This window comes from Enterobacter sp. SA187 (genome assembly GCF_001888805.2).
Taxonomy (GTDB): Bacteria; Pseudomonadota; Gammaproteobacteria; order Enterobacterales; family Enterobacteriaceae; genus Enterobacter_D.
This window is the reverse complement of sequence record NZ_CP019113.1, coordinates 3,541,285-3,565,660: the sequence shown is the minus strand read 5'-3', so window position 1 is coordinate 3,565,660 and position 24,376 is coordinate 3,541,285. Positions and strand designations below refer to the sequence as shown.

General features: G+C 59.2%; 15 protein-coding genes and 1 riboswitch. Of the genes, 10 read left to right on the top strand and 5 right to left on the bottom strand.

What is annotated here, in order from left to right:
- Window positions 1–36 precede the first annotated feature (36 nt).
- The gene (locus BMF08_RS17005) at window positions 37–291 is read left to right on the top strand and encodes a GlsB/YeaQ/YmgE family stress response membrane protein (RefSeq protein ID WP_072568716.1); all 255 of its coding nucleotides are present in this window, start codon (window positions 37–39) and stop codon (window positions 289–291) included.
- 680 nt (window positions 292–971) lie between these two features.
- Here BMF08_RS17005 and BMF08_RS16995 read toward each other — a convergent pair.
- The 5 genes from BMF08_RS16995 to BMF08_RS16975 form a co-directional block, all read right to left on the bottom strand.
- A complete protein-coding gene (locus tag BMF08_RS16995; protein ID WP_072568714.1) occupies window positions 972–3,092 on the bottom strand; it encodes a TonB-dependent siderophore receptor in 2,121 nt (706 codons plus the stop codon).
- A gap of 247 nt (window positions 3,093–3,339) precedes the next feature.
- A complete protein-coding gene (locus tag BMF08_RS16990) occupies window positions 3,340–5,073 on the bottom strand; it encodes an alpha,alpha-trehalase (protein ID WP_072568713.1) in 1,734 nt (577 codons plus the stop codon).
- A gap of 673 nt (window positions 5,074–5,746) precedes the next feature.
- On the bottom strand, window positions 5,747–7,105 hold the full coding sequence (locus tag BMF08_RS16985; protein WP_072568712.1) for a serine/threonine-protein kinase: 1,359 nt from the start codon (window positions 7,103–7,105) through the stop codon (window positions 5,747–5,749).
- 31 nt (window positions 7,106–7,136) lie between these two features.
- Window positions 7,137–8,093, bottom strand: coding sequence for a hypothetical protein (locus tag BMF08_RS16980; protein WP_072568711.1), 957 nt, complete (start codon window positions 8,091–8,093; stop codon window positions 7,137–7,139).
- Window positions 8,094–8,214: 121 nt separating this feature from the next.
- Window positions 8,215–8,709, bottom strand: coding sequence for an SH3 domain-containing protein (locus BMF08_RS16975; RefSeq protein ID WP_072568710.1), 495 nt, complete (start codon window positions 8,707–8,709; stop codon window positions 8,215–8,217).
- Window positions 8,710–9,259: 550 nt separating this feature from the next.
- A riboswitch (guanidine-I (ykkC/yxkD leader) is annotated at window positions 9,260–9,357 on the top strand.
- Between the two features lie 55 nt (window positions 9,358–9,412).
- On the opposite strand from BMF08_RS16975, the gene BMF08_RS16970 reads away from it, so the two are divergent.
- The 9 genes from BMF08_RS16970 (at window position 9,413) to pgaA (ending at window position 24,372) form a co-directional block, all read left to right on the top strand.
- Complete coding sequence (locus BMF08_RS16970) at window positions 9,413–10,471, top strand: putative urea ABC transporter substrate-binding protein (RefSeq protein WP_072568709.1); 1,059 nt, start codon at window positions 9,413–9,415, stop codon at window positions 10,469–10,471.
- The gene (locus tag BMF08_RS16965) at window positions 10,471–11,286 is read left to right on the top strand and encodes an ABC transporter permease (protein ID WP_072568708.1); all 816 of its coding nucleotides are present in this window, start codon (window positions 10,471–10,473) and stop codon (window positions 11,284–11,286) included. The genes BMF08_RS16970 and BMF08_RS16965 overlap by 1 nt, the downstream gene beginning before the upstream one ends.
- Entirely contained in the window at window positions 11,283–12,065 is a 783-nt protein-coding gene (locus BMF08_RS16960; RefSeq protein WP_072568707.1) for an ABC transporter ATP-binding protein, read from the top strand. The genes BMF08_RS16965 and BMF08_RS16960 overlap by 4 nt, the downstream gene beginning before the upstream one ends.
- The gene (locus BMF08_RS16955; RefSeq protein WP_072568706.1) at window positions 12,065–12,793 is read left to right on the top strand and encodes an urea amidolyase associated protein UAAP1; all 729 of its coding nucleotides are present in this window, start codon (window positions 12,065–12,067) and stop codon (window positions 12,791–12,793) included. The genes BMF08_RS16960 and BMF08_RS16955 overlap by 1 nt, the downstream gene beginning before the upstream one ends.
- Window positions 12,794–12,804: 11 nt before the next feature.
- Window positions 12,805–13,440 (top strand): urea amidolyase associated protein UAAP2, encoded by a 636-nt coding sequence (locus tag BMF08_RS16950; protein ID WP_072568705.1) that lies wholly within the window; start codon window positions 12,805–12,807, stop codon window positions 13,438–13,440.
- 253 nt (window positions 13,441–13,693) lie between these two features.
- Window positions 13,694–17,293, top strand: a complete 3,600-nt coding sequence (gene uca / locus BMF08_RS16945) for an urea carboxylase (protein ID WP_072568704.1) — start codon at window positions 13,694–13,696, stop codon at window positions 17,291–17,293.
- Window positions 17,294–17,446: 153 nt separating this feature from the next.
- Entirely contained in the window at window positions 17,447–19,387 is a 1,941-nt protein-coding gene (locus BMF08_RS16940) for a methyl-accepting chemotaxis protein (protein WP_072568703.1), read from the top strand.
- Between the two features lie 813 nt (window positions 19,388–20,200).
- Window positions 20,201–21,622, top strand: coding sequence for a hypothetical protein (locus BMF08_RS16930; RefSeq protein WP_072568701.1), 1,422 nt, complete (start codon window positions 20,201–20,203; stop codon window positions 21,620–21,622).
- A 287-nt stretch (window positions 21,623–21,909) separates the two neighbouring features.
- Window positions 21,910–24,372: a poly-beta-1,6 N-acetyl-D-glucosamine export porin PgaA gene (gene pgaA, locus BMF08_RS16925; protein ID WP_072568700.1), complete on the top strand. Its 2,463-nt coding sequence runs from the start codon at window positions 21,910–21,912 to the stop codon at window positions 24,370–24,372.
- Window positions 24,373–24,376 lie beyond the last annotated feature (4 nt).

The window sequence follows — 24,376 nt, the reverse complement described above, 5'->3', positions numbered from 1 at the left end:
GCAATATCAAGTCACAACAAAAAGAGGAAATGCAAAATGGGCATTATTGCGTGGATCATTTTTGGTCTTATTGCCGGTGTTATCGCTAAATTAATCATGCCAGGACGTGATGGCGGTGGTTTCATTCTGACCTGTATTCTTGGGGTGGTGGGTGCCGTGGTCGGCGGCTGGCTGGCGACGATGTTCGGCTTTGGCGGCGACGTGACAGGTTTTGATCTGCACAGCTTCCTGGTCGCGGTGGTAGGTGCGATTGTGGTACTGGCGCTGTTCCGTTTGCTGCGTCGCGGGTAAATTAGCTATTAGTATTGTGGTCTGTTGCGCTCTTACTGACTTCTGAGTATGGCTCAGACTTCAGGCGCACAGAGCGCGCAAGGGGCGGCCAGTCGCCGCCGCCCCCTGCACCCCCGGGCTCCCGGCAGGAAAATCGCCGCTTCGCGGTGCCTTCGGCTTATCCCTTCCGGCTTCGGGTCGGGCGTGATGCAGCGTCCCTGCAAGTCGCGCCCTCAGCCCGCATCCATGCGGGCTGCCCCGGCCGTAAGGGAACGCCTCAGCGATTTTCAGCCGGACTCCCCACACTTCATGATTTCTAAAAAACACCACTCACAGCTTCCTGTAAGTTCAGACAAACACACAGCCACTCAGTCGTAACAAACCGTCATCGTAATTAACGCGAGGGATTGAGTCCCCGCTGAAACCGGTGAGCCGGAGGCCGGATGACAAGGGCTGGACGCCATGGATGGCGGCCAGAGGCGAAATGAGGCAGGATGCCGAATCGAGCCGACCGCGGGCAGACGGTCGGGAGGTGAGCGCAGTGCGCAGCACCGGTTTCTGTGCGGGGCCGCGGGGATTGCTAAGGGGGCCGCGGTGGCCCCCTTAGCACGTTCACCATCAGCGGTGTTACGTTTGATGCGAAACGCAAAGTGAACGGAACATTCCACTAAACCCTGTTCGACAGGAAATACGCAACGCGATCAGAAGTCATATCCCACGGTCGCCACCACGCTGCGCTCCGCCGCGTAATAGCAGTTATTGGTTCCGTAGCATCCCGCCACGTACTCACGATCGCCGAGGTTATTGGCATTCACCTGCACGAACGCCCCTTTCAGCGGCGCTGACCACTCGCCCAGATCCGCACGCACCGAGGCATCAAACACCGTAGCCGACGGCAGGCGCGATGAGTTTGTATCATCCGCCCACTGCTTGCCGATGTAACGCACGCCCGCGCCGACGCTCAGGCCGTAATCAAACTTATAGTTTGCCCAGAAGGAGGCCATCTGGTCCGGCGTCAGCTGCGGCGTATTACCGTTGTTACCATCGAGCGAATCCTGATACTTCAGGCGATTCCAGGTATAGCCCGCAATGGTGCTCAGGCGTGGCGTTAACTGGTTACGGGCTTCGATTTCCACTCCCTGGGAATGCACTTTCCCGGCAGGCAGATAGCTCGCAGTGGCGATATTAATATCGCGGGTGGCGACGTCTTTCTGCGTCAGGTCGTAAAGGGCAATGCTGTACATATCCGAGGTGCCCGGCGGCTGGAATTTCAGACCCGCTTCATACTGCTCGGCGGTGGTCGGTTTCAGCAGCGTACCGTCCGCACCTGGCAGCGAGGCCGGGGTGATCGCCTGGCTGTAGCTCATGTAGGGGGAAAGACCGTTTTCAAAGGCATACAGCAGTGACGCTCTGCCGCTGATATGATCATCCTGGCGACGATTCGAGGTGGCATTGCTGTCGCTCACCTGCTCAGAGACGATGCGGTCATAGCGGCCGGAGAGATCCATATGCCAGCGATCCCACACCATCTCATCCTGCAAATAGATGCCGGTCTGGTAATAGCGGCGGTTGTTGTCATCGCTGTAGGTCACAACGTGGCCATGCTGCGCAGTGTAACCGGTGTACGGGTTGAGCGGCGAAGCGCTGCCCGCGCCTGTCCACAGATTGTTGCGATAGCGATGGTATTCGCCGCCGAGGATCAGCGTATGCGCCACCTCGCCGGTATTGAAATCCGCCTGCACGCGGTTATCCGTAGACCACGCATCCAGTGAGCCACGGTTGCCGCTATAGCCGCGAGACAGCGTATCGCCGCCGTCGATCCAGCCGGTCTGATACACCTGATCCAGTGATACATTGGCATGGGTATAGCTGCCGCTGGAGTGTACTGACCAGATATCGTTGAACTGGTGATCGAACTCCAGGCTGTAGATCTGCTCACGACGACGGTAGCCGTCTTCGCTTTCGCCTTCATTCGTACTGGTGTCGAGCTTGCGGCCATTGTGGGCAAAGCGCGTGCCGTCGAGAGGCAGGGAGCCGTGATAGCCGCCGGTCGGATCTTTTTGCAGATAAGCGCGCAACAGCAGGCTGGTATCCGAATCCGGCTGCCACAACAGCGACGGGGAGATGGCGTAGCGCTCTTCGCGGGTGTTGTCATACTGGGTATCGCTGCTGCGCGTCATCCCGATAATGCGGAACGCCAGCTGCTCGTTGATCGCGTCGGTGTAATCGAAGGCGCCGCCTTTGGTGTTATGGGTACCGCCGCTGAGACGGAAATGGCCTTCCTGTTTAAACTGCGGGCGTTTGGAGGTGAGATTCACCAGCCCGCCCGGCACGCTCTGACCGTACAGCGCCGATGACGGGCCTTTCACCACATCGACACGCTCAATAAACCACGGATCCACCTGCAACACACTGTGGCTGCCGCCGTCGCTCATCAGACGCATCCCGTCGAGGAACAGGTTATCCACGTCGCCGCCGTGGAAGCCGCGCAGGGAAACGGTATCGAAGCGGGTAGCGCCGCCGCCGAAGCTGGAATAAACCCCCGGCGTATAGGCCAGCGCCTGGGACACCGTCGCCACGCCCTGATCTTCCATCTGCTGGCGGGTAACGACGGACACCGACTGACCGGTAGTGATCAGCGGTTCATCGGTCTTGGTCGCGCCGCGGGTGCTTTGCACGGTATAGCCTTCGGTCGGCGCAATGGCTGACTGAGGCGCGGTGGCGGTAACCACCACGGTATCTTCCGCGAGCACCGCATGAGGAAGCGCCAGCGCAAGAGCGCACAGCAGGGACGAACGTTTCAGGGATAATGTCGTGGTCATTCCGGGATCCTGAGTACCGTTGTGCGCGGAACAAGCCTCCGCCACAAACAGGAAATTTGTATTAACAAATGTAAAAGGAATGCGAATTATTATCGTTAACGTTAAAGAATACAACGGAAAATCAGTGTGGGATTAACCGAGGGGAGAGTGAGGAGATTGCTGTAGGCCCGGCAAGCCTGCGCCGCCGGGCAATGTGTTGATTTCGCACATTAAAACCTGCTACCAAATCTGGTAGCAGGCGAACCGCTTATTGTGCGACTTTTTCTGCCGTCGGGGCAGGAGCAGATGACTGCGCGGTAGCCGGTTGCGCGGTGGATTGCGCAGCGGGCTGCGTCTCCGGTACGTTATCGCAGGGTTGCGCTTTCGGACAGACCAGATCCAGCATCATCAGCGTCACGCCGTTGGTCCAGCCAAAGCCGTCCTGTAGCGGGTATTCACCGCCGCCACCACCGGTGCCGGTGCTGCTGACGTCATACTTCTCCACCAATTTTTGCTTGCTGTCATAAGTATGCTGGACGTTTTTCAGGAAGCGCCAGGTGACATCCATTGCGGCCTTCTCATGGTCATAGTTTTTCAGACCAGCGGTGGCGACCCACTGCAACGGCGCCCAGCCGTTCGGCGCATCCCACTGCTGACCGCTGTTCACTGTGGTGGTGGTGAGCCCGCCTGGCTTGATCAGCCGGGCCTCGGTCGCTGCGGCCACTTTATCCGCGCGATCTTTCGCCGCCGCGTTAACATACAGCGGGAACAGGGCGGCGGCGGTCAGTTGATTACGCACCTTTTTGGTTTTCAGATCGTAATCAGCGTACCAGCCGTCCTTGTCATTCCACAGATTGGCTTCCATCGCCTTCTGGCGCGCATTCGCCAGCGCTTCAAACTTCTGCGCTTTGCCCGTATCGCCGGCCGCCTGGCTGGCGCGGGCGATCATTTTTTCCATCTTGTACATCAGCGCGTTCAGATCCACCGGCACAATGCTGGTGGTGCGGATAGTGCCGAGCTGTTCGGGATCGTCCATCCAGCGGGAGCTGAAGTCCCAGCCGGAGGCCGCTGCCGCACGCAAATCGCGATAGATTTCCGTCGCCGGGCGGTTAGGGTTGTTTTTCGCCGTGGTCACGTCAGCCAGCCAGGATTCCGGGCGCGGGGTGTCGCGATCGTCCCAGTAGCGGTTGAGCAGCGAGCCATCCGGAAGTTTAACCACGCGCTTACTGGCTTCTCCCGGTTGCAGGGCGTCTGCGCCCTCCATCCAGTACTGATACTCTTTTTCCATCTGCGGCAGATACTGCTTCAGCGCATCATCCCCTTCGTGGGTGGCTAACAACTCAACCATAAACGGGAAGAAGGGCGGCTGCGAACGGCTCAGGTAGTAGCTGCGGTTGCCGTTGGGGATATGGCCCCAGGCGTCCAGTTCATGGGCGAAGTTGTCGACCATATCCTGCACTTTGTCCCAGTGGTCGCTCTCAGCCAGCCCCAGCATGGTGAAATAGCTGTCCCAGTAATAGACCTCGCGGAAACGGCCGCCAGGCACGACATAAGGTTTCGGCAGCGGCAGCAGGGAGTCCCATTTTCCGGCGGTATCGGTGGTGCGCGTCAGCTCGGACCACAGGCCGTCGATATGCTCGCGCAGGCTTTGTCCGGCAGGCGGCACATATTTTTTGCCTTCGCCCGGCACAATAAAGTTCACGTCAACAAAGTGGCGCAGATCGAAGCCGGACTGGTTGCGCTGCATGCGGTAATCCGCCAGCACCATCAGCGGATCGCCTTTCGGCACCGCATCGGCGAAGGTTTTTTGATCCGGGAAGAGTTTGGCGGTCTGCACATCGGTAAACAGCGGGCCAAGCAGGACATCCGGCGACTGCGGCTGGCCTTTGTTCTGCACTTCATCGGCCAGCAGCGGGGCGGAAAGGGACAGCAGTGCGCCACCAATCGCGAGTTGCATGGCGAAAAACAGCGTGTGGGGACGGCGCATAAAAGGTTTGGTCATTAATTATTCTCCTTGAGGGGTGAACAGCGAAACCGCTGCAATCAACCTTGAGAAAACAGTAGACGAATATCGGGCAGGGTGCGTGGTGGATTTAACTTTTTGCGCAATGGAAGGCAAATTTTGAGGGGGGCAGGCGGATCTGTGGAATGTTTGGTTTGGAGGGATGTTTGGTTCTGTGGAATGTTTGGTTTGGTGGAATGTTCCGTTCACTTTGCGTTTTGAGTCAGGCGTGACGCCGCTGACGGTGAACGTGCTAAGGGGGCCACCGCGGCCCCCTTAGCAATCCCCGCGGCCCCGCACAGAAACCGGTGCTGCGCACTGCGCTCACCTCCCGGCCGTCTGCCCGCGGTCGGCTCGATTCGGCATCCTGCCTCATTTCGCCTCTGGCCGCCATCCATGGCGTCCAGCCCTTGTCATCCGGCCTACGGCTCGCCGGTTTCAGCGGGGACTCAACCCCTCGCGTCATTATTTTTATTCTTTATAAGACGACTGAGTGGCGTTAATTTTTTTTAACTTACAGGAATCTGTGAGTGGTGTTTTTTAGAAATCGTGAAGTGTGGGGAGCCCGGGGGGCAGGGGGCGGCGGCGACTGACCGCCCCTTGCGCGCTCTGTGCGCCTGGAGTCTGAGCCGTACTCAGAAGCCAGTAAGAGCGCAATTTACTACGAAACGAATCACCCCTGCGGATTAATCAGCCAGGTACCCGGCGTGGCGATCGCCAGCGACTGCGTATGCGTCTGGCTGCCGCTTTGCAGCGTAATATCATACTTCCCGGCCGGGAGCTGAATAAACGCGAACCCGCTCGACGCGGCCACCGCCTTCTGCGGCTTGCCGTTTACCAGCAGATGATCCGCATCGCTCATGCGGATATACACCCGCGCGATAAGCCCGCCCGCAGGCGTAGGCGTCACCGGCGTGGCCGTTGGGGTGGCCGTCGCGGTTGGTGGCGCATCAGGAACCTCCGCAGGCTCGCCGCGGAACAATAAAGCCCCGACGATCACCCCGACCAGCACGCCTGCGGCGATTTGCAACGGCGATTTAACGCGCGCCCACAGCGGTTTTGCCGCCGCGGCTTCTTCTACCGGCACCAGCATCGTGCCGGTTTTTTTCAGCCCGCCAATTTCCGTGCTGCGATGGGTATTGATCTCCGCCAGCGCCGCAAAGGCTTCAATGGACTGCGGACGGGCTTCCGGTTTCAGCGCCAGCGCCTGATCCACGGCCCGTAACAGCGCCGGTGACCAGCCTGCCGGTGGATTTTCCGTCAGACGAATACAGTTATCCTGAATGCTGCGCGTCACGCTGGCTGGGGGCGCAACGCCTGTGATCAGCGTATAGAGCACCGCGCCCAGGGCGTAAATATCGGTCCAGGGTCCGATCTGATTTTCCAGATCGCTGCTGTACTGCTCCAGCGGCGCATAGCCCGCATGCAGCATAGTGGTATTGAGATCGCGCACCTCGTCGCCCTGCGGACGCGAGACGCCAAAGGTCAGCAGCAGCGGCACGCCGTTGTCCTGGATCTGAATGCTTTTCTGCGATAAATCGCGATGGATCACGCCTTCTGCATGCAGCGCCGCCAGCGCGCCGCACAGCATCGGCAGGATACGACGCACCCACTCTTCGTCCAGCACGTCCGGCTGTTGCTGATGCAGTTCCGCCAGGGTGATGCCGCTGTAATAGCGCGTCACCGTGTAGGCCGTGTCATTTTCCGTCCAGAAGCGCAGCACCTGCACCAGTTCCGGATAGTTAAACTTCGCCAGGCGGCGGGCGTCCTGAATAAAGGCGGTAAGACCTGCGCTGTATGCCGGATGATCCTGCTGGCTGCGTAGCGCGAGGTGCATGTCATCGCTGCGCACCACCATCGCGCGCGGCATATATTCGCGAATGATAACGGCGCGTTCCAGCTGATGATCCCACGCACGATAGACAATCTCGCACGGCGTGGTCTGCAAAACGTCCTGTATTTCAAATTCGTCAAAACGATAGCCCGGCGGCAGAGCGTCGGCTATCGCTGGAGTGTAATCGCTGGTTGTCATTATGCGGCTTCTCTGTTCCAGACGGACGTGATCATTTTTGCGTGCGCCACGAACCGGCGGCCGGGTCGCGAAGTTGCGGATGCAAATTATCGATTAACAGCAGCGTCAGCGGTGTGCCCGGCTCCAGCCATTGCGACCAGACCTTGCGTACCGCATTCAGGCGCGTCTGTAATCGCGCTTCGTCCAGCGCCAGTTCACGGGACACTTCGACGGCCACCGTGCCGTTACTTTTCCAGCCGTTAATCTCCGGGCTGTAAGGCAAAATCATCCAGCTCTGCGGGGCCTGCTCGTTGCTGACCACCATGCGTTCATTATTGACGCTGGTGATAAGGAGCGTATCGGCATTCACCGCGCTGCTTAATCCGCTGACCGGGAAACCGTGCACAAAGGTCATCATCATGCGCTTATCGCCATTGACGCCGCTTTGCACCATCTCGCTGCGGCCGTTCAGCCAGCCGCCTTTCTCACACTGATCCTGCGCTTTGGCCGGAATAAACAGCGCCGAGGCATTGGCATCGCCGCGCCAGAAGGTGCGCAGATGGCAGCCATCCTGCAGGGTAAATTCCAGCCAGGGGGTGCGATCGGCCGGGGCGGAGAGGGTGGCCTGCGCCGGTGCGCCTTCCGGCTCCAGCGTTTGCGGCGCGATATCCAGCGCCCAGTCACTCTCTTTACTGGCGGTGCCGGTCGCCAGCACATGATCCTGCGGATCCACCAGCTGCCAGCTAATCTGCGTCAGGGTGCTGCACTGACTCAACAGCAGTTTGCCGAGGCGTGGCATAAAGTTACTGAGAATGAACGGGTTTTTATCGCCCATCGTGGTAATACGCAGCGGGAGTTCAGCGGCGCACCAGCTTTGCGGGGAGTTATCCTTTATATCGTCTATCCAGACATCCAGCTTCTGCGAAGGGGATTGCACGATGCGATAATTCCCAGCTGACGCGGTAGTGGTTGCCAGAAGCAATGCCAGACCGGAGAGCCAGAGTTTCATAAAAATCCTTGTTAGCCTGTGAAAAATGAAGTTGCGACTTCATCACCCTGGATACGTATTTTAGTTCAGAATTATCTTATGAGAAGGGGGAGCGACGTTGCATCTGCTCCCCGTTATGAATTCAGTCGATGATCCAGGTACCGCTGTCGCCTTTCTGACAGGCTTTGCTGCTGTCATCCACGGCCACGCAGGTGGATTTTTTCGCCGCGCGTTTCGGACGCGGACGGTCGCTTTTCAGCGCCTGCTCGTAACGCTCGCTGACCACCATGGCGCGCTGCGGCACGTAGCCCAGCAGCTGAGGGTTATCCGTGGTGCTGATGGCCAGCCAGGATTGTTCAACAAAACCTAACACCATATAGGTTTCGCCGGTTTTCAGCTCGCCCAGCACCTTGCCGCTGAAATCGGGCTTGCTGAGGATGGAGCCGGGGTACATCGCCCGGTATTCATCGTTAACCGGGTTAAATTCTTTAGGCGGGACCACAATATGACGGTGGGTCAGCGTTACACCATTTACCTGACTGGTCACGATGGTATCGTCGGTGATTTTCGGCGGCGGCGCTTTACACCCCACGACGGTGCTGACCACTAAAAGGAGTAACAAGCTTCGCAAATTCATCGTAACTTTCCCTGCAATAAAGTTGAACCCGACGTGAAATATGCCATGCTGCCTGGATAACCGGTGCACCGGCAAATCTGCCAACGCAAAACGGTAAAGCAATTAACATGGATTAGCATCATCTTTATGATTTTACATTGACTGATTAACAATTCAATGGCGTTTGCCAGCCCGCCTCTCACAATGCTGAATAAACCGCCATCATGCATAAGTATGAGATTAAGTTGATTCTTATCCCTTACCTGACAGGGGTTAATCCCAGCTTATCTTATGGTGTTGAGTAAAGGCTATATTGCGTTATTTCGCACGTGACAATCGACTAAAAAAAGAGATTTTTCTTAGGTTAAATCAGCGCATCAAAACACGCCTTAAGCCTGCCACTGAAAAATAGGCCTGCACCGCTTTGCGGCACTGCCCCATTTTGGGTCGCTATTTTTGCTCACCGCCTCCTTATCGCCAGTGAAAATCCCCGCCGCCGGGGAAAGGTAAAACTGGCACAGCGCTTGCTTTATTCATTTCAGAAGGCAGCGCATCAGACAATTATCTGTAAAAAATAGCGGGCTAGGGTTCCGGTTCACCCAGGTGAATGCTGGTCCGAGAGCACGCGACCTCTGTGAGGTTACACGGCGGGACAAAAACCCGGGAGACAGCAGCACCAGATGGTGTCGCGCTGCCCCCTTTTTGTCCAACCAGAGGTCGAACCATGAAGACATTTCCCTTGATCCGCACCCTCGCGCTGTCACTTGTGATGCTGACCAGCCTGCCAGCCCTTGCTGCCGCCAAAAAAGAGTTCAACGTCTGCTGGACCATCTACGCCGGCTGGATGCCCTGGGGCACCATTGCGGGTGACAAAATCATCGACAAATGGGCCAGCAAATACGGCATTAAAATCAATGTTGTGCAGCTTAACGACTATATCGAATCCATTAATCAGTACACTGCGGGCCAGTTTGATGGTTGCACCATGACCAATATGGATGCGCTGACGATTCCGGCTGCGGGCGGCGTCGATACCACCGCGCTGATCCTTGGCAGCTACTCGGAAGGCAACGACGGCGTGGTGATGAAAGGCGAAGGCAAAACGCTGGCGGATCTGAAGGGCATGAAGATCTACCTGCCGGAGCTGTCGGTGTCCCACTATCTGCTGGTGCGCGGGCTGGAGAAAGCCGGGCTTGCCGAGCGTGACGTAACGGTGGTGAATACCTCCGATGCGGATATTGTCTCTGCTTTTAGTACGCCGGACGTCGAAGCGGCGGTGGCCTGGAACCCGCAGTTGTCAGTGATCAAGAGTACGCCGCAGGCGACGGAAGTGTTCAGCTCTGCTGCGGTGCCAGGCGAGCTTATCGACATGATGGTGGTGAACACCGCCACCCTGAAAGACAATCCCGCGCTCGGCAAAGCCCTGACCGGCGCCTGGTATGAAATGATGGGCCTGATGAAAGCGCAGGATGCGAAAGCCCTTAATGCGATGGCGGCGGCCTCCGGCACCGATCTGGCGGGCTACCAGGCGCAGCTCAAAACCACTCACCTGTTCTATACCCCGGCGGATAACCTCACGTTCACCACCTCGGCCGATCTGGCAAAAACCATGCAGCGCGTGGCGCAGTTCTCCTTTGATAAAGGGCTGCTCGGCGATGGCGCACAGAGCGCGGATTTCATCGGCATGGCTTTCCCCGGCAACGTCACTCAGGGCGATGCCGGCAACATTAAGCTGCGCTTTGACGACAGCTTCCTGAAAATGGCCGTGGCCGGGACGCTCTGATGCGCCAGATTAACCGCCATCCGTCCCGGGGGATGCACATCATGCTGATGCTGCTGCCGTTTTTCCTGCTGCTGGGGGTGTACTTCATTGGCTCCGCGGTGCGCCTGGACGCTAATCCGCACGACAAGCTGCTGCCAGGGCTGGATCAGATGCTGAGCGCCCTCGACCGCATGGCTTTTACGCCAGACCGCCGCAGCGGTGACTACCTGTTCTGGATGGACACCCTGGTCAGTCTGGCGCGTCTGCTGACCGGGCTGCTGATTGCCTCGCTGCTCGGGCTGTGCATCGGCATTACCGCCGGTGTTTTTCCGCTGTGGCGGGCATCGTTGTCGCCGCTGATGACCGTGCTGTCGATGATCCCGCCGCTGGCAATCTTGCCGGTGCTGTTTATCGTCTTCGGGCTGGATGAGCTGTCGAAAATCATGCTGATAGTTATTGGCATCACGCCGATGCTGGCGCGGGATCTGGAGCACCGCGCCCGTGAAATTCCGCAGGAGATCATTATCAAAGCCCAGACCCTCGGCGCGAACAGCTGGACGCTGGTGCTGCGCGTGGTGCTGCCGCAACTGCTGTCACGCCTGCTGACCTCGCTGCGGCTGCTGCTGGGCTCGGCCTGGCTGTTCCTGATTTCCGCCGAAGCGATTTCGTCCACCGCCGGGCTGGGCTACCGCATTTTCCTTGTGCGCCGCTACATGGCGATGGACGTGATCATCCCTTACGTGGTGTGGATCACGCTGCTGGCGTGGCTGATGGATCTGGCCCTGCGCAAACTGCACAGCGTCTGTTTCCCGTGGGCGGAAGGGGGCAAAGCATGAGTTTTATCAATATCAACAATATCTGGCAGGAGTACGGCGATCATGTGGTGCTGGAGCGGGTTAACCTGCAAATCCGGGAAGGGGAGTTCTGCTCGATGGTCGGCGCGTCCGGCTGCGGCAAATCCACTTTCCTGCGTCTGCTGCTCGGCCAGGAAGCGCCCAGCCGCGGCACTATCACCCTTGACGGCAAACCCCTTACCGCCGAGCCGGATCGCAGCCGTGGGGTGGTGTTCCAGCGTTATTCCGTGTTTCCGCATCTCAACGTGCTGGATAACGTGGCCATTGGCCTTGAACTGCCCCATGCGCCGCTGCTCGGGCGGCTCTTCGGCAACCGTAAAAAAGCCGCCCGGGAACAGGCGGCGCAGATGCTGCACAAAGTGGGGCTGGGACAGGCGCTGCATAAATACCCGGCGCAGCTCTCCGGCGGGATGCAACAGCGGCTGGCCATCGCCCAGGCGTTCATTATGCAGCCGCGCGTGCTGCTCCTCGATGAGCCCTTTGGCGCGCTTGATCCCGGTATCCGCAAAGACATGCACAGCCTGCTTTTACAGCTGTGGAGCGAAACCCGCATGACGGTGTTTATGGTCACTCATGACCTGTCCGAGGGCTTCAACCTTGGCACCCGTCTGCTGGTGTTCGACAAAGTGCGAATTGATCCCCACGAACCTAATGCGTATGGCGCGCGCATCACCTACGACATTCCGCTTAACGAAGCGCGCATGGCGGAAGTGATGGCCGCGGCCCCGGTTAACGTCGTATCCATGAAGGAGTACATCTGATGACGCAACAGTATCATTCCGCCCCCGCGCTGCGGGAGGAAACCGTCCCCGGCGGCGGCCATCTCTCTTTTATTCTCAAGCGTGGGCAGATCCTGCGCATGACCGATCTGCACGGCGGGGCCAACGTCAGCATGATGATGCTTAACGCACATGAAAAAAGTGAACGCCTGAATCTGCCGGACACGCTGAAAGGTCAGCACACCGCGCGGCTGACCGCCGGGCACTGCTTTTACTCGGATATGGGCCGTGTGCTGACCGGCATTCTGACAGACAGCTGCGGCTGGCACGATCCCTTCGGCGGCGTGCTGAACGCGGCGGAAACCCTGGAGAAATACGGCGAAGGGCGCTATCAGGAGCGACGCAACGGTTTTTACCGCAATGGCATGGATAACCTGCTGGTGGAGATGGGCAAGTGGGATCTGAACCTCGAAGATCTGCTGATGGTGGTCAACTTTTTCAGCAAGGTCAGCGTGGATGAAGACGGGCGTTTCCATTTTCAGCGGGATTTTTCCGCGCCGGGAAGCGTCGTCGAACTGTATGCGGCGATGGATACGCTGATCGTGCTCACTTCGTTACAACATCCTTTGGATCCAGACCCGGAGTACGCGCCGCGCCCGGTGGCGCTCAGCTGGTTCACGGCGGACGATCCCCTGGCTGCGGAGCACGCGCTGTTAACGCGCCCGGAAAACGGTCGCGCACTGGATAACACTCACCTGTTTGCCCTGTAAGGAGACGCATCATGACGCTGGTCGAAAGCCAAAAAAATCCGCAGCAGGCGGTGTTCCGCCATGTGATCCCGGCAGGGGAGCATTATCTGTTTGATGTTAAACGCGGGCAGACGCTGCGCCTGGTCGATCTGGAAGGCAATCAGGCGATCGATACGCTGTTCTATAACGCCGATAACCCGCGCGAGCGCTACGATCCCCAGCGCACGCTGCGCCGTCAGCGAAATGCTTACCTGACTACCGGCAGCGTACTCTGGTCGGGGCTGGGCAATCCGCTGCTGACCATCGTCGCCGATACCTGCGGGCGTCACGACACCCTCGGCGGCGCCTGCGCCCAGGAGAGCAACACCGTGCGCTACTCGCCGGAGGTGCGCTATATGCACAGCTGCCGCGACAACTTTCTCTGCGCCTGCCTGCACGATGGTCGTCTGCACAAGCACGACATCGGCGCGAACATCAATTTCTTTATGAACGTGCCGGTGACGCCGGAGGGCGGCCTGACCTTTGCCGATGGCATTTCTGCGCCGGGCAAATACGTCGAGCTGCGCGCCGAATGCAATGTCATCGTACTGATTTCCAACTGCCCGCAGCTGAATAATCCCTGCAACGGCTGGAACCCGACGCCGGCGGAGGTGCTGGTATGGAACTGACGCGCTTACAAAAACTGCGCCGCGCGATTTTCCGCCTGTTCGAAGTGCGTGCCAACCGGCTGAAATGAGGCGGGCTTTTGTCGGGTGGCTCTGCGCTTACCCGACCTACGGATCGATGATGATTGTAAGTTTGTAGGCCCGGCAAGCCTGCGCCGCCGGGCGTAAACGGATAATCCAAATAAATTTTCCCCCTGGACGACCAGGCGGCGACACTTTTCCGGCGGGACGACCCGCCACGGTTCGGGGCTGGATCATGTTCACGAAACTCCTTATTGCCAACCGCGGGGCCATTGCCTGCCGCATTCTGCGCACCCTGCGCGACATCAACGTCCAGGGCGTCGCCGTCTGGTCTGAATCGGATGCCAGCAGCCTGCATATCCGTGAGGCGGACGAAGCGATCTGCCTCGGCAGCGGCCCGGCGGCGCAAACCTATCTCCAGGTGGATAAAATTCTTGCCGCTGCGCGTGAGACCGGCGCGCAGGCCATCCATCCGGGTTATGGCTTTCTCTCGGAAAACGCCGCCTTTGCCGATGCCTGCGACGCCGCGGGCATTGCCTTTATCGGCCCGACGGCAGAGCAGCTGCGCGTCTTTGGCCTGAAACATACCGCCCGCGCCCTGGCAAAACAGCACGGCGTGCCGATGCTCGAAGGTACCGATCTGCTGGCGGACAGCGACGCGGCGCTGGCGGCGGCGGAACAGGTTGGCTATCCGGTGATGCTGAAAAGCACCGCGGGCGGCGGCGGGATCGGCATGCGCGTCTGCCAGACCCCGGAGGAGCTGGCTGATGCCTTTGATGCAGTGCAACGCCTCGGCAAAAACAACTTCAGCGACGCGGGTGTGTTTATTGAGAAATACATCCAGCGCGCGCGTCATCTGGAAGTACAGATTTTTGGCGATGGTCACGGCGAGGTGATCGCCCTCGGCGTGCGCGACTGCTCCGTGCAGCGCCGTAACCAGAAGGTGCTGGAAGAAACCCCCGCGCCCGGTTTGCCTGACGGCATGGCGGATGCCCTGTGCGCCGCCGCCGTGCGTCTCGGGCAGGCGGTGCAGTATCGCAGCGCCGGTACGGTGGAATTTGTTTATGACAGCGACGCCGGGCAGTTTTACTTCCTCGAAGTGAATACCCGTTTGCAGGTGGAGCACGGCGTCACCGAGCAGGTATGGGGTGTGGATCTGGTGCGCATGATGATCGAACTGGCGGCAGGGGATCTGCCGCCGCTGCGCGACATCGCCGCCACCCTCACGCCGCGCGGGCATGCGGTGCAGGCGCGGCTGTACGCCGAAGATCCGGGACGTCATTTTCAGCCGTCCCCCGGTCTGCTGACCGAAGTGGTGTTCCCGCTGCAGGATCGCCAGGCGCTGCGTATCGACACCTGGGTGGAGTCCGGCTGCGAGGTGCCGCCGTTTTTCGATCCGATGCTCGCTAAAATCATCACCCATCAGCCCACCCGTGACCAGGCCATCGCCGCGCTGGATGAGGCGCTGGCGCAGACCCGGCTGTACGGCGTGGAGACCAACCGCCACTATCTGCGGCAAATTATCGCGGACGCGCCTTTTGCCTGCGGCCAGCCGTGGACGCGCTGCCTGGAAAATCTGCATTATCAGGCTGATACCCTGGAAGTGTTAAACCCCGGCACCCAGACCACGGTGCAGGATTATCCGGGCCGCCTCGGTTACTGGGCAGTGGGGGTGCCGCCGTCCGGCCCGATGGACGATCGCGCGCTGCGGCTTGGCAACCGCTTACTGGGTAACGCGCCCGGCGAGGCGGCGCTGGAGATCACCCTGAGCGGCCCGACGCTGAAGTTTAATACTGCCGCCGTGGCCGTTGTTACCGGCGCGGCGCTGGCGATCACGCTGGACGGCGAGCCGCAGGCGATGAACCGCGTATTTGCCATTCCGGCAGGGGCGACGCTGCGGCTGGGTGATCTGACGGCGCAGGGCGTGCGCAGCTATCTCTGCCTGCGCGGCGGCTTTGCGGTGCCGGAGTATCTCGGCAGCAAAAGCACCTTTACGCTCGGGCAGTTCGGCGGCCATGCCGGGCGCGCGCTGCGCACCGGCGATGTGCTGCACCTGACGCCGCTCACCGATACCCGCACCGGGGCGGCGCTGCCCGATGCGCTGCACACCCGGCTGCCGGCGGTGCGCGAACTGCGGGTGATCTACGGCCCGCACGGCGCACCGGAATATTTCACACCCGGCTACATGGACACCTTTTTCGCCACCGACTGGGAAGTGCATTTCAACTCCAGCCGTACCGGCGTGCGTTTAATCGGCCCCAAACCGGAGTGGGTGCGCGAAAGCGGCGGCGAGGCGGGTCTGCATCCGTCGAATATACACGACAACCCTTACGCCATAGGCGCGGTGGATTTTACCGGCGACATGCCGGTGATCCTGGGGCCGGACGGCCCGAGCCTCGGCGGATTTGTCTGCCCGGTCACTATTATTGAAGCGGATCTGTATCAGCTCGGGCAGCTTAACGCCGGGGATAAGGTGCGCTTTGTGCCGGTGAGTATTGAGACTGCGCGACTGCTGGCCCACGCCCGGGCGCAGGAGCTGGTGTCGCTTGCGCCGGTCAGTATCAACTGGCATCCGGAACCGCTCACCTCGCCGGTGATGATGGAGACCGGTCATGGCGACAAGCGTCTGGTGGCGCGGCTGTCAGGCGATACGCATTTGCTGCTGGAAATCGGCGACGCGGAGCTGGATCTGGTGCTGCGTTTTCGCGGTCACGGGCTGATGCAGGCGCTGGAGGCGCTGGTGTTGCCTGGGGTTATTGACCTGACCCCCGGCATTCGCTCGCTGCAAATTCACTACCAGCCGGACGCCATGCCACTCGCCACCTTGCTGAAGACGGTGGCGGAAGCCTGGCGCGGGGTCTGTCAGCAGGAGGATTTACAGGTGCCATCGCGCATCGTCTGGCTGCCGCTCTCCTGGGACGATCCGGCGTGCCAGAAAGCCATCGACAAATACATGACCACCGTGCGGCGTGATGCGCCCTGGTGTCCGAGCAACCTGGAGTTTATCCGCCGTATTAACGACCTCGAAAATATCGACGCGGTGTATAAAACCGTCTTCGACGCCAGCTATCTGGTGATGGGGCTGGGGGATGTCTACCTCGGCGCGCCTGTGGCCACGCCGCTCGATCCGCGGCACCGGCTGGTGACCACCAAATACAACCCGGCGCGCACCTGGACGGCGGAAAACTCGGTGGGTATTGGCGGGGCCTATATGTGCGTTTACGGCATGGAAGGACCGGGAGGCTATCAGTTCGTCGGACGCACGCTGCAAATGTGGGATCGCTATCATGAGCTGCCGGACTTCGGCGGCAAGCCCTGGCTGCTGCGTTTTTTCGATCAGATCCGTTTCTATCCGGTTTCGGCAGAGGAACTGCTCGACATCCGCCGGGATTTCCCGACAGGACGTTATCCGCTGCGCATTGAAACCACAACCCTGCGTCTGGCGGAGTACCAGCAGTTTCTGGCGGCGGAAGCCGACAGCATCGCTGCCGCCCGTCGCCATCAACAGGCCGCTTTTAACGCCGAGCGCCAGCGCTGGGAAGCCTCCGGTCAGGCGCATTTTGACAGCCACGAGGCGACAGCGGATGAAAGCGACGATGCGGCACTGAAGCCCGGTCAGCGCGGCATCGACAGTCCCATTGCCGGAAATCTGTGGCAGGTTAACGTCGAACCCGGCGCGCAGGTGCGTGAAGGCGACGTACTGGTGGTGCTGGAGTCGATGAAAATGGAGATCCCGCTGGTGGCAAGCGCGGATGGCGTGGTGGAGCAGGTGCGCGTGCAGCCCGGATCCCCGGTGCGCGCCGGTCAGTGTGTGGTGGTGATCGCAGAACACTAAGGACTTCAGATGTTTACAGGGATGTAATTTATATGTAAATGGAATAATTTCGTTTTGCGATGAAGTTATCTCTCCCCACGCCGATAGATCCTGTGAGGGATGTTGCTGCACAGGCTGTGCCACACAGAATCTGCAACTCCGGGGAGAGCCGTAATGGCAACACAACACAATAAGAAAACATTAAGTACACGCGCACAAATGCTGCTGACCGGCGCATTGACCATTACGCTGGGCTTTGCGGTGACCATCGGCGTGCTGAGCTGGCAATCCAGCCGTCAGCAAAAACAACTGGCCGAAGAGTATTTGCAACAAATCGCGCAAACGAATGCATTGAAAGTGCAGCATGAACTGAGCTATGCCCGCGATGTAGCGCGCAATCTCGGTCATAACCTGATCGCGCTACCGGCGGCAGGCAAGGCAGACCGCGCCATTGCTGACAAAATGGCGGAATACACCCTGCGCGCCAATCCTGAATATCTTTCAATGTCCGTGATTTTCGAAGAGAACGCCCTCGACGGACGTGACGCCGAGTTTGCCGCGCTGCCGGGCCAGGCGCCCGGTGGTCGCTACGCCTGGTTCGTTGATAAAGACGCGGGCGGTAAATACAGCATGCACCCGCTGACCAGTTATCTGACGCCGGGGCAGGGGGATTACTATCTGCTGCCGCAAAAATCCCGCAAAGACACCGTTACCGAGCCGTACACTTACGCCTATAACGGCGTCGATACGCTGCTCACCTCCGTGGCCGCGCCCATTGTCGAGGAAGGGAAATTGTGGGCGGTAGTGACGGCCGATATTTCACTCGCCTCGCTACAGGACAAAATCGCGCAGATCAAACCCTGGCATGGCGCAGGTTATGCAGTGCTGCTTTCCAGTAAAGGCAAAATTGTCGCTTATCCGGATAAATCCCTGACCAGCAAAGCCTGGTCCGAACCGGTGGGTGGCCTGAGCAGCACCATGGCTGAACGCCACGATCCGATCCTCGGCGAAGACGCGCTGGTCACCTGGCAGCCGATTACCGTCGGCAACAGCGATGAGCACTGGCTGCTGGGCGTGGTCGCGCCTGTCAGTCTGGTGATGGAGGCGGCTAACCGCCAGTTGATGTGGGCCATTGCGTTGATGGTGTTAAGCATCGTCATTGTCAGCGCCTTACTGGGGCTGGTGTTCAGCCGTAAAGTGCTCAAACCGCTGGGTGGCGAACCCCGTCAGGCGGCAAGCTTCGCGCTGGCGGTCGCCGATGGACGCCTAAGCAACGCGATTACCGTGCACGGCAACGATCGCAGCAGCCTGTTCTACGCGCTCAATACCATGCAGACGCAACTGCGGGAGATTGTCGGGCAGATCAAAGACGCCAGCCTGTCGGTGCGCCAGGGGGCGGAGGAGATCGCCAGCGGCAACCTGAATCTGGCTTCCCGTACTGAGCAACAGGCTGCGGCGCTGGAGCAGACGGCGGCCAGCATGGAGCAGATCACCGCTACCGTTAAACACAATACCAGCAACGCCCATCAGGCCACCGAGCTGACGGCGAACGCCACCCGCATCGCCAGTCGCGGTGAAAAACTGGTTGGGCAGGTGGTGCAGAATATGGCGCAGATTGACGAGAGTTCCCGCAAAATAAGCGACATTACCACCATGATCAACAGTATTGCCTTCCAGACCAATATCCTCGCGCTCAACGCCGCCGTCGAAGCGGCGCGCGCAGGGGAGCAGGGGCGTGGCTTTGCGGTGGTGGCGACCGAGGTGCGTAACCTGGCGCAGCGCAGCGCCAGCGCGGTGAAAGAGATCGCCACCCTGATTGAGGAGTCGACCCAGCGCGTGGAAAGCGGCGTGCAGCTGGTGCAGGACGCCGGTAAAACCATGCAGGAGATGACCCAGGCGGTGAGCTCGGTGCAGAGTATTATCGGCGAGATCGTTAATGCCTCGGAAGAGCAGTCGCGCGGTATCAGCCAGGTGACCATCGCGGTGAATGAGATGGACGGCGTGACCCAGCAGAACGCCGCGCTGGTGCAGCAGATGTCAGCGGCAGCCAGCTCGCTGGAGGATCAGGCGGGGCAGCTGGCACAGACGGTGGCGCAGTTCCGGCTTGAAGCTTAAGGTTGCATTTTGTACGGGGTAAGGTGCGCTCTTATGAGTATTATGTTTGGTACCGGGTAGGTTGCGCTCTTACTGGCTTTTTTGTAAGGCTTTAACAGTGGGCGCACAGAGCGCGCAAGGGGCGGCCAGTCGCCGCCGCCCCCTGCACCCCCGGGCTCCCGGCAGGAAAATCGCCGCTGCGCGGTGCCTTCGGCTTATCCCTTCCGGCTTCGGGTCGGGCGCGATGCAGCGTCCCTGCAAGTCGCGCCCTCATCCCGCATCCATGCGGGCTGCCCCGGCCGTAAGGGAACGCCTCAGCGATTTTCAGCCGGACTCCCCACACTTCATGATTTCTAAAAAACACCATTCACAGCTTCCTGTAAGTTCAGACAAACACAAAGCCACTCAGTCGTAACAAACCGTCATCGTAATTAACGCGAGGGGTTGAGTCCCCGCTGAAACCGGCGAGCCGGAGGCCGGATGACAAGGGCTGGACGCCATGGATGGCGGCCAGAGGCGAAATGAGGCAGGATGCCGAATCGAGCCGACCGCGGGCAGACGGCCGGGAGGTGAGCGCAATGCGCAGCACCGGTTTCTTTGCGGGGCCGCGGGGATTGCTAAGGGGGCCGCGGTGGCCCCCTTAGCACGTTCACCGTCAGCGGCGTCACGCCTGACACGAAACGCAAAGTGAACGGAACACTACCACTGAACCTACCACTGGACCTGTCCCTGCACCCTGCCAAATGTTATCTGCATCAAGTGCTCGATATATAAGCTTAATGTTTCACCATTCCCCGCCGATAACCGAATAACGTCATGAAATGAGGGAATATCATGCAAGTCCGGTCACCATTGTCCACCACCATCAACAGCCTGCTGGCGCCGCGCGTGCAGCCTCCCCAGGCCACGCAGAACAAATCCTCCGCGGCGGCTCAGCCGTCCGCTATCGTCTCGCTGAATAACACCACCACGCTGCCGGCGGTATACAGCCTGAATCCGGCGAAAACCGTCAACACCGCAGGGCTTGATCACAGCCAGCTGAGCATTTTGATCGGCACCAACGTGCGCGGCGCGCAGGCGGATGCCTTCCAGGGCCTCGGAAAAGCGCTGCTCGAAGGGCTAAAAGATCATCCGCAGGGCATCACCCTGTCGGCGACGGTTGACACGCAGGGCGCGCAGGAGCGTCAGCCGGATCGTGCGGTGGCGCTGAATATCACCACCGCCTCCGGTATCAACGTCAGCCTCGGTATGACGCGCAACCAGAACGGCCTGGTCGTGGAACTGAAAACCGCCGGGGGTGAATTAACTGAAGATGAAACCGCCGCCATCGCCGGTTTAGCGGATGCTTTCCAGAGCACGCTCGATGGCCTGTCGGCTGACACGCCGTCGCTTAACCTGCAGGGGCTGATGAATTTTGACAGCACGCTGCTGAAAGCCGTCGATCTGCAAACGGATGTGCGAAAAGATGCGGATTCGCTGCAGTCGCTGAAATTCCATGCCGACAGCAGCGCCCGCGCGATGAGTTATCAAACCGACAAGGTGGCGTTCGATCTGAGCACCGATCTGTCGCACCCGGAAACGGTGGGCAGCTACGGGCAGCAACAGCAGGCGCTCGCCAGCTGGGCCAGTCAGCTCGACAGCGCCCGAGCACGCGGTCAGGGTGATAAAAACCTTATTGATATGTTTAAAAATAGCTTTATGGCGCTGAACAGTCAGTACGGCTCAAATGAAGTGGATAATCGCCTTAATATTATTACGCGTACTAACGATAATGTCGTGCAGGAAAATTTAAGCGGTCTGGCAGATTATTCTGCGAATTTTAAACAGGCCGATAAATCACCAAATCCATTCCGTAAAGATGAGCGCGATAGCTTTGCTTATTCCTCTTCTCAGCGCACAGAACGCGAAAATGCCGGCAGGCTGACGCAGAAAACCACTGCGCATTTGCAGGCCAGTTATCATCAGGCGATTGATAAAACCGTTCCGCTGGCGTTAACCCTTGAAGCCTCGTCGCAAAACTATAGCTATCATCAGATTGATGACAGAAGCAGCACTGAAACGGCGCTGGCATTCAATGAAAAAGGGGAAGTGAAATCCGTTACTCAGGCTGCTGAAAAGCACAATGTTGAGACGGTGAAAAAATATAACGCCGGGCGTCTGATTGAAGAAACCCGCACGCCTTATGATGATGAGCAAACCAGCACCCGCGCGCTGATTGTCGACCATCTCCGGGTGGATCACCACAGCGGCAGATAACTCGCAGCCTTCCTACAAAAGCCACGCTAATGCGTGGCTTTTTTTATGTAAAAAATACGCATGTAGTAGTGCAGTAATTATATATAAAGGCTAACGTTGGATTAGCGTCATGATAATTATTTTACCCGCTTTAGATGATGCTGAAATAAATTTAAATACGACTAAAGTATGATATTTATTTATTTTTGAGAAGAATTTTAAGTCTGGTGTATTGAATTAAAGCCGGTCATATTGCCGCAATAAATTAATGAAAAGCTCATCTCTGGTATAAGGATATAAGGACAGTTATGTTCAGTATTCGACGACGTGAAAATTGCGTAAAGCGCTTTAGTCCCGGAACCTGTTTATTTACAGCAAGTATTCTGTTTCCGGTTTTCGCCTGGGCTGAAACCCCGGTCTACGATCAACTGATTATTCAGGCTCGCAGCGGAGACAGTGCGCCCTTACTCAATTATCTCAAACAGCAGGAAACCCAAACGCGTCTGACGCCGGGTCAGGTCGCCGACTGGCTACAGGTCTCGGCCTGGTCGGATAACGACGCGCAAACCCTGGCCATCTGGTCGCGTTATCAGGGCAGCATGGCGATCCCGGCACGTGGTCAGCTGGCGGTGGCGCGGGCGCTGCGCAACCAGAAGAAATGGGATGAGTCGCTGGCGGTATGGGACAACGTGCTGCGGGAAATGCCGGACGACAAAGATGCGCGCGCGGGCTGGATCATGACGCTGGCGGACGCCCGTCGTAACCAGGAGGCCATCACCCAGGCCACCGCCTGGGCAAAAAGCACGCCGGGGCCGGAGAGCGATGCGGTGCTGGCTTACGTTTATCACGCGCAGGGCAAAAACTGGGACGCGCTGCTGGCCGCCAGCCGCGCCCAGGCGCTGGATCCGCAGAATAAAAGCGTGCAGCCGACGCTGCTGGCGGCGATGTCAGCGAACCGTATTGCCGGACCGGCGCTCGAACTGTCGGAAACCAGCAAAACCCCTGACGCGCTGGCGCGCAGGCTGGAGCTTGATGCCGCCGCGCAGACGGTACGCACCGCGTTCACGCCGACGCGCAACGAAGAGGAGCGCTTTCTGGTGGCGGATAAAGCGCTGGCCCGCTACGACCGGCTGATCGCCGCGTGGCAGGATAATCCGCAGGCGGCAGCCGATCTGCGCCGCGCCCGTATTGACCGTCTGGGCGCGCTGGTGATCCGCAAACGCACCGCCGAAGCCATTCGTGAATATGAGTCGCTCACCGCCGATGACAAGCCGGTTCCCGACTATGCGAAGCGTTGGATCGCCTCGGCCTGGCTGACGGAAGAACAGCCCGATAAAGCGGAAGCCATGCTGGAGCAGCTGTATTTCCCGCGCGGCCCGCTGCCGGTAACGCCGCTGACCAGCGACGATGAGCAGGAGCTGTTTTACGCTCGTCTTGATAATAACCATTTTGAAGAAGCCAAAGCGCAGGTCGATACGCTGATCAAAGACAGCCCTTATCTGAAACGGGTCTACGGCTCGCCGACGCCGCAGCCGAACGATAACTGGCTGCTCGGGCAGACGCTGCTGACCGAATATGAGATCGCCACCAACGATCTGCCCGCCGCGGAAAGCCATGCCGAAAGGCTGGCGCGTACCGGGTCCGGCAACCAGGCGCTGCGCATTACCTACGCCGCGGTGCTGCTGGCGCGCGGCCTGCCGCGTGAGTCGGAACGGGAACTGAAGCTGGCGGAAGTGATCGAGCCGAGCAACCTTTCCCTTGAACGTCAGCAGGCCGCCACTGCGCTGGAACTACAGGAGTGGCGGCAGGCGAAAGAGCTGACGGCGGATGTTATTTCCCGCAGCCCGGACGATGCCGCCAGTCTGCGGCTCAAACGCATCATCGATGTGCACGAAAAAGCCGAGCTGCGCATCAGCGGCGGGCAGGGCATCGACTCCGACAGCCCGATCAGCGGCCAGCACGATTTCACGCTTAACTCTGCGCTCTACAGCCCGCCGATCAACGATAACTGGCGCTTGTTCACCGGCTTCAACTTTGCCACCGGCGAGTTCGAAGAAGGGAAGGGCATCAGCCGGGATATTGCCGCAGGCGTCGAGTGGACCTCACGCAATAACTGGGCGGAACTGGAGATCTCCGGGCGCAACTATGGCGACGGACAAAAGATCGGCGCACGCTTTTCCGGCTGGCACGACTTTAACGACAACTGGCGCATCGGCGGCTCCGCCGAACGGCTGTCGCGCAATACCCCGCTGCGCGCTCTGCGTAATGGCGTCAGCGCCGACGGCGGCGATCTGTGGCTGCGCTGGTACAAGAACGAACGCCGCGAATATTCAGTTTCGGTGTCCGCCGCGCATTTCTCCGATGGCAACGATCGCCTGGAATACAGCCTGAGCGGTAAAGAGCGGCTGTGGACCACGCCACGCTTCACGCTGGATTTCACGCCGGGGCTGAGCGGCAGTCACAACACTAAAGAAGACGTGCCCTATTACAACCCGCAGCGGGATTTCTCGCTGGCGCCGGGTCTGAGCGCGGAGCATGTGATTTATCGCCATTACGACACGGTATGGAAACAGCAGTTTCAGGCCGGGGCGGGGCGCTACTGGCAGAAAGGCCAGTCCAGCGGCGCGATAACGCAGTTCGGTTACGGGCAGCGGGTGCAATGGAATAACGTGGTGGATACCGGGGTGATGCTCACCTGGGATAAGCGTCCCTACGATGGTAAGCGGGAGCGCAACATTGCCCTCGCTTTTGATTTGAATGTCAGGTTTTGAGGAC

Excerpts from the sequence above, each read along its gene's own strand:
- BMF08_RS16950 (WP_072568705.1), top strand. The coding sequence starts at position 12,805 with ATGACGCTGGTCGAAAGCCAAAAAAATCCGCAGCAGGCGGTGTTCCGC.
- BMF08_RS17005 (WP_072568716.1), top strand. The coding sequence starts at position 37 with ATGGGCATTATTGCGTGGATCATTTTTGGTCTTATTGCCGGTGTTATC.
- BMF08_RS16995 (WP_072568714.1), bottom strand. The coding sequence starts at position 3,092 with ATGACCACGACATTATCCCTGAAACGTTCGTCCCTGCTGTGCGCTCTT.
- BMF08_RS16980 (WP_072568711.1), bottom strand. The coding sequence starts at position 8,093 with ATGAAACTCTGGCTCTCCGGTCTGGCATTGCTTCTGGCAACCACTACC.
- BMF08_RS16930 (WP_072568701.1), top strand. The coding sequence starts at position 20,201 with ATGCAAGTCCGGTCACCATTGTCCACCACCATCAACAGCCTGCTGGCG.
- BMF08_RS16970 (WP_072568709.1), top strand. The coding sequence starts at position 9,413 with ATGAAGACATTTCCCTTGATCCGCACCCTCGCGCTGTCACTTGTGATG.
- BMF08_RS16960 (WP_072568707.1), top strand. The coding sequence starts at position 11,283 with ATGAGTTTTATCAATATCAACAATATCTGGCAGGAGTACGGCGATCAT.
- pgaA (WP_072568700.1), top strand. The coding sequence starts at position 21,910 with ATGTTCAGTATTCGACGACGTGAAAATTGCGTAAAGCGCTTTAGTCCC.
- BMF08_RS16985 (WP_072568712.1), bottom strand. The coding sequence starts at position 7,105 with ATGACAACCAGCGATTACACTCCAGCGATAGCCGACGCTCTGCCGCCG.
- uca (WP_072568704.1), top strand. The coding sequence starts at position 13,694 with ATGTTCACGAAACTCCTTATTGCCAACCGCGGGGCCATTGCCTGCCGC.
- BMF08_RS16965 (WP_072568708.1), top strand. The coding sequence starts at position 10,471 with ATGCGCCAGATTAACCGCCATCCGTCCCGGGGGATGCACATCATGCTG.
- BMF08_RS16975 (WP_072568710.1), bottom strand. The coding sequence starts at position 8,709 with ATGAATTTGCGAAGCTTGTTACTCCTTTTAGTGGTCAGCACCGTCGTG.
- BMF08_RS16955 (WP_072568706.1), top strand. The coding sequence starts at position 12,065 with ATGACGCAACAGTATCATTCCGCCCCCGCGCTGCGGGAGGAAACCGTC.
- BMF08_RS16940 (WP_072568703.1), top strand. The coding sequence starts at position 17,447 with ATGGCAACACAACACAATAAGAAAACATTAAGTACACGCGCACAAATG.
- BMF08_RS16990 (WP_072568713.1), bottom strand. The coding sequence starts at position 5,073 with ATGACCAAACCTTTTATGCGCCGTCCCCACACGCTGTTTTTCGCCATG.